General features: G+C 64.1%; 8 protein-coding genes, 2 pseudogenes and 1 riboswitch. Of the genes and pseudogenes, 3 read left to right on the top strand and 7 right to left on the bottom strand.

Annotated features, from left to right (window positions below; translation table 11 throughout):
• Positions 1–147: 147 nt before the first annotated feature.
• Positions 148–432 (bottom strand): hypothetical protein, encoded by a 285-nt coding sequence (locus YO9_RS16530; protein ID WP_223286018.1) that lies wholly within the window; start codon positions 430–432, stop codon positions 148–150.
• Positions 374–1,447: a YkvI family membrane protein gene (locus YO9_RS0103045; RefSeq protein ID WP_223286017.1), complete on the bottom strand. Its 1,074-nt coding sequence runs from the start codon at positions 1,445–1,447 to the stop codon at positions 374–376. The genes YO9_RS16530 and YO9_RS0103045 overlap by 59 nt, the downstream gene beginning before the upstream one ends.
• A 144-nt stretch (positions 1,448–1,591) precedes the next feature.
• Here YO9_RS0103045 and YO9_RS16525 point away from each other — a divergent pair, with 144 nt between their 5' ends.
• Both YO9_RS16525 and YO9_RS0103035 read left to right on the top strand, forming a co-directional pair.
• Positions 1,592–1,765 (top strand): hypothetical protein, encoded by a 174-nt coding sequence (locus YO9_RS16525; RefSeq protein WP_016996189.1) that lies wholly within the window; start codon positions 1,592–1,594, stop codon positions 1,763–1,765.
• A complete protein-coding gene (locus YO9_RS0103035; protein WP_016996188.1) occupies positions 1,762–2,157 on the top strand; it encodes a hypothetical protein in 396 nt (131 codons plus the stop codon). Before YO9_RS16525 ends, YO9_RS0103035 begins: the two co-directional genes overlap by 4 nt.
• Positions 2,158–2,289: 132 nt before the next feature.
• On the opposite strand, the pseudogene YO9_RS0103030 reads toward YO9_RS0103035, so the two are convergent.
• From YO9_RS0103030 to YO9_RS16515, 5 genes and pseudogenes are all read right to left on the bottom strand, one after another.
• Positions 2,290–2,779, bottom strand: a pseudogene (locus tag YO9_RS0103030) (CoA-binding protein).
• A pseudogene (locus tag YO9_RS0103025) lies at positions 2,776–4,169 on the bottom strand (O-acetylhomoserine aminocarboxypropyltransferase/cysteine synthase family protein). The pseudogenes YO9_RS0103030 and YO9_RS0103025 overlap by 4 nt, the downstream one beginning before the upstream one ends.
• Positions 4,170–4,230: 61 nt before the next feature.
• A riboswitch (SAM riboswitch) is annotated at positions 4,231–4,328 on the bottom strand.
• Between the two features lie 111 nt (positions 4,329–4,439).
• Positions 4,440–5,135 carry a 2Fe-2S iron-sulfur cluster-binding protein gene (locus YO9_RS0103020; protein ID WP_016996186.1) on the bottom strand — a complete coding sequence of 232 codons (696 nt, stop codon included), beginning with the start codon at positions 5,133–5,135 and terminating at the stop codon, positions 4,440–4,442.
• Positions 5,135–5,482 (bottom strand): succinate dehydrogenase/fumarate reductase transmembrane subunit, encoded by a 348-nt coding sequence (locus YO9_RS16520; protein WP_016996185.1) that lies wholly within the window; start codon positions 5,480–5,482, stop codon positions 5,135–5,137. Before YO9_RS16520 ends, YO9_RS0103020 begins: the two co-directional genes overlap by 1 nt.
• Entirely contained in the window at positions 5,434–5,940 is a 507-nt protein-coding gene (locus YO9_RS16515) for a succinate dehydrogenase/fumarate reductase transmembrane subunit (RefSeq protein ID WP_223286016.1), read from the bottom strand. The genes YO9_RS16520 and YO9_RS16515 overlap by 49 nt, the downstream gene beginning before the upstream one ends.
• Positions 5,941–6,115: 175 nt before the next feature.
• Between YO9_RS16515 and YO9_RS0103010 the strand changes: the two genes are divergently transcribed.
• The gene (locus YO9_RS0103010) at positions 6,116–6,673 is read left to right on the top strand and encodes a hypothetical protein (protein WP_016996184.1); all 558 of its coding nucleotides are present in this window, start codon (positions 6,116–6,118) and stop codon (positions 6,671–6,673) included.
• Positions 6,674–6,716 lie beyond the last annotated feature (43 nt).

Raw genomic sequence — 6,716 nt, 5'->3', positions numbered from 1 at the left:
GAACCTCATGACCCACAACAGCTAGCCCCGCCGCGGCGTCGTCCTCCTGAATCATTCTTCACCGGGACGACGACGCCGCTGGCTCCCCATACGAAAGCTCCCCACCACATAGTGGTGGGGAGCTTTTGCTACGGCCGGGGGTTCAGATCAGTGGGAGTCCTTCGAACTTGATGCCGAGGTTCCCGATGAATCCGTGTTGCCGTTCTTACCGTTCTTCTTGCTGAGGCTGCTGACGACCTCTTTGTCGATGGCGCCGGTGATGGTCTCATTGTCAGCGGTCGACTGCTCAGCGGTGTCCTCGAGGCGCTTCTCATGGCCCTCGGGGAAGTCCTTGTCGTCGGACTCCTTCATGGTGAGCAATGCGCGCATCCGATCACGGCGGCTCTCTTCGCCCTCGATCTTCTTGCGGCTGCGGAACCACCAGACCAGCATGACAATCACCATGATCATGCCCACGTAACCAATGGCGGGGTACACGTAGCTCATGAGCGTGCCGAATCCGATGAGGCTGATGAAGTAGCCGACCACGCAGGTGCCAGGAACACCGGGACGTAACGGTTGCGGTGATTGACGCTGAGACGCGCCCGAGGGCGTAGAACATGCTGATGCACGTGTTGTAAATCATGATGAACGTCACGAACACCATGCACAGTGCGGCCACGGGGTGGATCGTCTCGAAGAGCTGGAGCATGGGGATGTCCGAGCCCTCAACCGATTCGTAGTTCACCAGCAGGGCCACGGCGTTCATGAGCAACAAGATGGTGTAGACAACGCCGCCCAGGACACCGCCCCATCCTGCGACACGCGGGTTCGTGGTGTTACCGCCGATGACCAGGCTCATGGAGACACCGAGCATCAGGGCCATGCAGGTGTAGTTGATCCCGGACAGCCACCAGGGGGTCACGGGGGAATCGGCCTGCACGGCGAGTTCGCTCACGGAACCGAAGTCCACGGGGAGCTGCATCATGGTGTACACGAACACGACGATCACGGCCACGAAGATCAGTGGTGTGACGGCGGAGATGATGTTGGTGACCTTGTTGACGTTCAACAGGCCGGTGAGCATCACGATGACCACCATGATGGCGGAGCCGATCCATGCGGGCAGCCCGAACTGCTGCTCAAGCGTTGAACCGGCGCCGGCGAGCATCACGAACCCCATGGCGAACAGGGTCAGGGTGACGCTGATGTCCAAGAACTTGGAAACCACCGGGTGGGAGACCGAGCGGAAAACGGCCCGGTGCTCATCGGCCATGAAGTAACTGCCGATCTGAATGATCACGGCACCGGCCGCGATCATGAGCAGCCCGGAGACCACTGCTCCGGCCAAGCCCCACGTGCCGAAGGAAATGAAGTACTGCACCACTTCTTGACCGGTCGCGAAGCCAGCCCCCACCAGGAGCCCGACAAAGGCCAGAGTGACTTGTAATGTTTTTCTGGCATTCACGGGTGACAACTCCTCGAATTTAGGGAACAAATGGCGAAAATCAGCGAACCTTCCCAGGATAGAGGACTGCATGACAAACGCCACCTGGTGTGATAGGGCGAGTGAGATACTCGGGGCAATAGCTTGCCGAGAAAGGAGAATCGCATGGCGCAGCAATGGGAAGACGACCTCAAGGACTGGGTGGCCGGTTGGGATGCGGTGCGCGGAACCGAAGCACCGCCGCAGAACGTGGTGGCCTGGGACGGTTCAGTCCCTTCAAAGGACGGGCTCGTGTTGGTCTGTCCCGAGGATCAGGTCGTGATGGCCCGCGGCGCGTGAATGCTCAGGAGAAGGAGGTGCTCTCGCAGGGCATCTTGCTGACGGGTGCGGTTCAGGAGCTGGACCGTGGACTGAGTTTCCCGGGTGAGTCCGGGATGTTCGATGCACCCATGGGGGACGTCACGCGGTTCGAAGTGGACGAATGGGGCAAGCCGGTAGCGCACTCCACGCTGTCCGTGCAGGACGAGGTTGCCTACATGGGCCCGCTGCTCACTGACGCCTCCACCGAACGCGATCCTGCCGAGGTGCTGGACCCGTTGGTCTCGTCCATGGCCAACGAGGCCTTTCTTGCTGATGCCGAGCGTTTGTACACCGTGGTCCCCGAGGACGAAGTTCCCGCCCGCGAGTCCCAGGGCTGGGAACGCGCGGCCGTGGTGTTGCGGTTGGGCTGAGAGCGACGTCGGCAGTTTGCAGCTGGGCCGGAGAACAGCAGGCCCCAGAACCATGTGATCCCGCCTCACTGCAAAGTAACCGTGGTTACTACGCAGTGAGGCGGGATCAATTGGTTGGTCACCCAATGACCGTCAGGCAACCACCTGACGCTTGGCGGAAATCACCCCGGTGTTGAAGCCGGCCAGGTGCAGGCCGCCGTGGAAGCGGGCGTGTTCGATCTTCACGCAGCGATCCATCACGGCGTTGAGCCCGGCGTTCTCGGCGATCGCCGCGGCTTCCTCGCTCCACGAGCCCAGCTGCATCCACACGGTCTTGGCGCCGAGGTCCACGGCCTCCTGGGCCACGCCGGCAGATCGGAGTCCTTGCGGAACGCGTCCACCATGTCCGGGACCTCGGGCAGGTCCGCGAGCGAGGGGTAGACCTTCTGGCCCAGCACCTCGTCCAACACGGGGTTCACGAAGTACACGCGGTACGGGGACGAAGACAGCAGATACGTGGCCACGAAGTAGCTGGCCCGCGCGGCTTATTGGACATGCCCACGATCGCGATCGACTCGGTGTTGCGCAGGATGTTCAGTCGCTCGGGGGCGCTGGGGCCCACCCAGGTGCGTTCGGTGCTCATGCGTGGACTCCTTCGGCAGCTTTTTCGGACGTGGGCTCGGCGGTGGCCGCAGCGGGCGTCACGGTTTCGACGACGTCGCCCTCGCGGTTGATCCCGGTCGCGGCGGTCAGCGCCTGGTCCAGATCCCACAGGATGTCCGCGGGGTCCTCGAGACCCACGGAAATGCGAATCAGGTCTTCCCTCACGCCGCCGGATTCCAGCTGCTCGGAGGTGAGCTGCTGGTGGGTGGTGGACGCCGGGTGCAGCACCAGGGTGCGGGCGTCACCAATGTTGGCCAGGTGCGAGGCCAGCTGCAGGTTCTCGATGAACCGGCCGCCCACTTCGCGGCCGCTGAGCTGATCGGTGCCGGCTACACCGAAGGCGAACACGGAACCGATGCCCTGGGGCAAGTACTTCTGGGCGCGTTCGTGGTGCGGGTGATCCTCGAGACCCGCGTAGTTCACGTAGCCGATGCGCGGATCGGTGGCCAGCCACTGCACGACCTCTTGCGCGTTCGCCACGTGGGCGTCCATGCGCTGGGGGAGGGTTTCCACTCCCTGCAGCAGGTTCCACGCGGCCTGCGGGGTCAGCGATGGACCGATGTCGCGCAGCTGCTCGGAACGCAGCTTGGTCAGGAAGCCGTACTCACCGAAGTTCCCCCACCAGGTCACGTTGTTGTACGAGGGGACTGGTTCGGTCATGGCAGGGAACTTGCCGTTGCCCCAGTTGAAGCGACCGGCTTCGACCACCACACCGCCCAGGGTATTGCCGTGGCCGCCCAGGAACTTGGTGACCGAGTGGATCACGATGTCCGCACCGTGCTCGAACGGGCGGCACAGGTACGGGGTGTTGAGCGTGGCGTCCACGATCAGCGGCAGACCGGCCTCGTGGGCGACCTCCGCGAGGCCTTCCAGATCGGCAATTTCACCGGACGGGTTGGCCACGAGCTCGGTGTAAACGGCTTGGTGTTCTCGGTGATGGCCGCCTTGTAATCGGCGGGATCGGTGCCGGGAACAAAGGTGGTCTCCACACCGAAGCGGCGCAGGGTTACATCCAACTGCGTGACGGTTCCGCCGTAGAGCTGCGAGGAGGCGACCACGTGATCGCCCTGCCCGCACAGCGCGGCAAAGGTGATGAACTCGGCCGCCATGCCGGAGGAGGTTGCTACCGCACCGATACCACCCTCGAGGGACGCGATGCGCTCCTCCAAGGCAGCCACGGTGGGGTTGCCGATCCGCGAGTAGATGTTGCCGTACTTCTGCAGCGCGAAGAGGTTGGCGGCGTCGTCGGCGTCTTTGAAGACGAACGAACTGGTCTGGTAGATCGGGACGGAACGGGCGCCGTGCTCGGCGTCCGGGGTGCCGCCTGCGTGCAGTGCACGGGTGCGGAAACCGAACTGGTGCTCGGCCATAGGGCTCCTCCTTGCCGGCCGCGTACAGCTCCCGTCCGAACACTGCCCGGGGCCGCGCAGCACTCCATCGGTCCTGGCGGTAGCACCGTGCAGTAGGCCGATCACTGCGGGTTGCTGCGGCGTCTTCGATCCAGGTCTCTCGGCCGCTCGGGATGGTGAGTCCATTGTGTCGCGTGGGTGGCGGCGTTCACAAACCGGGGCCCGCAGGTGACCACGGTGCGAGACGACCGCCGACGCCGCCGCGCGGCGCCTCCCGCGTGGCCACGCTGATTAGGCGTACTTCTCCGGGTTCATCCGGCGGAGATTTTCCCGGGCGACCTCGGTGAGGTTCTCCAGCGGGAGGCCCGCGGGGCAGACCTCCATGCAGTCGCCCAGTAGGGAGCAGGGGCCGAACTCGTGCTCGGCGGCGTCCAGAACTTTGCTCGAGCGCTCGTTGCGCTCCTCCGGGGTCTTGGCCAACGGCGGAAGTTCCTTGAGCAACGTGCCCACGTACAACTGGCCGGAACCGTTGGGGCACGCGGCCACGCACGCGCCGCAACTGATGCAGCCGGCGTTACTCAGGGCCTTGAGCGCTACCGGGAACTTGGCCTCCTTGGCCACCCGCCGCAGGGCCTTCTTGTCCACGGACAGGTCCTTTTTGACCGGGAACGAGCCCGCGCGCATGGGTTCGATGAAGATCTCGTCCCCGTCACGGTAGGCCCGCAGCGACTGGGTGCACGAGGCCTGATTCTTGTCCGGGCCGTGGGGCACGCCGTCCACGGTCACGCCGCACTTACCGCAGATACCTTCGCGGCAGCCGTCGTCAAAGCTGACGGGGTCATCGCCCTGGCGGGTGAGGGTTTCGTTGACGGCATCGAGCAGGTCCAGAATGCTCATGTCCTCGCGAGCCTCGACCGGGCTCACGGCCACGAACGTGCCTTGGTCCTCCGCGGTGGCCTGCCGCCACACGTGCACAGTCAGCAGCATCAGCGCACCACCTTGGCCTGCACGGCCACGGGGATGGTGACGTTTCCGAGAGCCACAGCGGTGCCCACCAGCTTGGCTACGGCCTCGATCAGCTGGGCGCGCTGTTCGGTGCTCGTGAAGCCGGCGTCCATGGCGGCCGTGCGCACGCCGTGAATCATGTGGCCGGCCAAGGCCGCCATCGAGGCGGTGTAGAAGAATGCGACGCTCGGGCGGGACAGGCTTGCCACCAGGTTCCCGTAGGCGTCCCCGTGCCGATGCTTCGACGACGCCGCCGGGCGCGCACCCACCGTCAGATCCGCTACGTGGTAGGCCGTGAACAGGCCGAGCACCACGCCCGTGGAGCGCATGGAGCGGGCGATGATCTGGGGGACCGAGCGACGTCGGCCGCGAGGCGCCTGCGTTGCTTGCCCGTGAGCTGAAGCTTGAGGTCCTGAACCGTGCTCTGGACCGTGTGGCGCTCGGCGCGCATGGCCCGCAGCGTGAGTTCGGTGCCGGCCATGATGTGGCTCGTGGCGCTGGCGAGCAACCCGATACGCACCACCCACAGCACGGAATTTCGCGGCAGCACCGGAGCACCGACGGTGCGGAGGAATTCCGCATAGTCGTTGTAGTGCTTCCGGCCCAGGTACACCTGCATGTTCCCGGCCATGTGCCCCGCGGTGAACAGGCTCAAGATGGTTCCGGACGCGGCCATGGCGAGTTTGAGCTCGGCATTGGTGGCGTCCTTGAACATCACCTCCCACGCGCTGAGCTTGGGAGTGGAGTCGGCAGTGTCCGTCGAAGGCTGAGCGGCGGGATTCATCACTGGATCATCCTAAGAGTTCTGCGCGGAAGTATCAGTTCGAGTGCCCTGGGAAGTAACGAACAACTCGATCCTCATGCGCGCGGGGTGAAATTCCAACGCTCGGGGGAGTCGGTGCCTGCCTTTTCTTCGTAGCCTTAAAGATAAGGAGCAACCAGGCGATGACTAGGAGCGCTGGATGACTGACTCACGTGACGCCCCGCGGGAAAGAACTCGCAACCGAGCCCAGGACCTCGATGGCGATCAACCCATCACGACCTTCAGGGAGCGGCCTCAACCGAACTTTGCGCTGGATCCGTTCCACAGGGTGCTTCTTTTGGTCAGCATGATCTCGGCCGTGGCCCTGCCGGTGTACTTCTTCCTGCGGTATTCGGGTGCCCAGGGAGATTTCGCCCTCCATTACGACTTCACTGGTGACGTGACCCGCGAGGGGTCTTTCCAAGAGGCCGCCATTATCCTCGTGCTGCTGAGTCTGCTGACGATCGGTTGTGGAGTGCTGACGCGATACCCACGGGTCTTCAACTTCCCCGTGACCCTCACCCGGGACAACGTGCAGCGTCAGTACAAGAACGCCGTACAGATGTTGGTGTGGGTGGTTGCCGGTATGGCGGCGGTCCTGGCCATCATGGTGGGAGGCTGGCTCGGGATCCTCAGTGCGGACCTGATGTGGCTGCCGCTCGCGGCCATGGGGATCGTCCTGATCGTGTTCATCCGGCGGATGGTCAAGCTCCGCTGAAATCGTCGGGCCGGCTCAACCAGCCGGCCCGACGACGCCGCTC

The organism is Kocuria atrinae C3-8 (assembly GCF_000286355.1).
GTDB lineage: Bacteria > Actinomycetota > Actinomycetes > Actinomycetales > Micrococcaceae > Kocuria > Kocuria atrinae_A.
This window is presented reverse-complemented; position numbering and strand designations above follow the sequence as displayed.